The 1,888-nt window shown below is 37.2% G+C and carries 1 protein-coding gene; it reads left to right on the top strand.

What is annotated here, in order from left to right; genetic code table 11:
• The first annotated feature begins 99 nt into the window (after window positions 1-99).
• Window positions 100-1,719, top strand: a complete 1,620-nt coding sequence (locus LI112_RS17675) for an IS1182 family transposase (RefSeq protein WP_227191196.1) — start codon at window positions 100-102, stop codon at window positions 1,717-1,719.
• Window positions 1,720-1,888 lie beyond the last annotated feature (169 nt).

Genomic DNA, 1,888 nt, shown 5'->3' with positions numbered 1-1,888 from the left:
GGGGCTGTCGCACTAAGTAATTAGTGCGCAGCCTCTTTTTGGTGCAAAAAAAATACAGCCGGTCTTCGAAAAGCCCGGCTGTTGGTGTAAAATATAAGTATGCGAAAACCTATATTTTTACATAAGAATTATACTTTGAATGAAGGAGGATATCAACTAAAACTTCCTTTAAATTTGGAAACAATTATTCCGGAAGATGATTCTGTGCGATTACTAAGTCAGTTTGTGGAGGGAATGGATTTGACTGACCTGTATTCTACCTATGAAAGAATAAATTCAGTATCGCCAAGAACACTTCTGAAGATTGTACTTTACTCTTACATGAATGGGGACTATTCTTCTCGTTCTATGGAACTGAATTGCAAAAGAGATATCAATTTCATGTTTCTTTTGGAAGGTATCCCAGCCCCAGATCATGCAACATTTGCACGGTTTCGAAGTATCCATTTCGCGCCTTGTTCCAAGCGTATTCTTGCTGAAATGTCAAATACACTTTATGATCTTGGTGAAATTTCAGGCGAAATTATTTTTATTGATGGTACAAAAATCGAAGCTAGTGCGAATAAATATACTTTTGTCTGGAAGAAAGCAGTGACAAAAAACCAGGCGAAGCTTTTACAAAAACTTGCTGATTTTGTAGCTGAGTGTGAGCAACTCTATGATCTAAGAATTGTTTACGGAAATACAATCAAGATAAAGCACGTCAAAAGGTTACGCAAAAAACTGTATGCATTAAAAGAAGCGGAACAGGTAGTGTTTGTTCATGGAATTGGGAAAAGAAAAACTCCGCTTCAAAAAAGTATTGAGACTCTAGAAGATTACCTGGATCGGCTTAAAAAATATAATCATCAGATACATATATGTGGAAAACGCAACAGCTATTCCAAGACAGACTACGATGCCACATTTATGCGGATGAAAGAAGATGCTATGGGAAATGGACAGCTGAAGCCAGCTTACAATCTCCAACATGGTGTGGATTCCGAATACATCACATGGCTTACTATCGGCCCACAGCCTACAGATACTACAACCCTGATTCCATTTTTGAAAGACGCTCAGGAACATTTGAAATTCAAATATAAAAACATAACGGCAGATGCCGGATATGAAAGTGAAGAAAACTATCTGTTTTTGGAATCAAATGGACAGCTGTCTTATATAAAACCTGCTAACTACGAAATTTCTAAAACTCGTAAATACAAAAATGATATTGGGAAAATTGAAAACATGGAGTATGATTCTGCGGCGGATACCTATATCTGCCGGAACGGAAAGAAGTTAGAGGTGGAATGTGTCCGCCATGCAAAAAGCAAAACCGGCTATGTAAGTGAAAAAACGATTTATAAATGTGAGGACTGTAATGGATGCCCTTATAAGAGTGAATGTATCAAGGGCAACAACTGTAAAACACCTATGGAAGAAAGGACAAAAACGCTTCAGGTTGCGAAAACATTTTTGAAACAAAGAAAAGAAGATTTGAAACGGATTCTTTCCGAGGAAGGAATTCTTTTCAGAACAAATCGGAGTATACAGGCAGAGGGATCTTTCGGCGATTTGAAACAGGACATGCAGTTTCGAAGATATTTAAGCAAGGGAACGTCGAATGTACTTGCAGAAAGCACACTACTTGCCATGGCAAAAAACATAAATAAACTTCATAATAAGATTCAAAACGAAAGAACCGGAACACATTTGTTTCCGATAAAAAGTGCCTAAATTTAGACTTTCCAAAATGAATTTTCAAGTCATCAAAAATGGCTTATTAAAGTGCGCTTTTGTTATCGAGTAGTATGGTAAATCTGGGATTTTGGGTAGATTTTGTTCTTAAAACAACAAAAATGAAGCTGCCGCTTCACGATTTATTAATCGTTAAAGCGACAGCCCC

This window comes from Blautia sp. 210820-DFI.6.14, from assembly GCF_020558815.1.
GTDB classification, from domain to species: Bacteria; Bacillota; Clostridia; order Lachnospirales; family Lachnospiraceae; genus Blautia_A; species Blautia_A obeum.
The sequence above is the reverse complement of the archived record's forward strand: the minus strand, read 5'-3'. Positions and strand labels throughout refer to the sequence as shown.

Excerpts from the sequence above, each read along its gene's own strand:
- LI112_RS17675 (WP_227191196.1), top strand. The coding sequence starts at position 100 with ATGCGAAAACCTATATTTTTACATAAGAATTATACTTTGAATGAAGGA.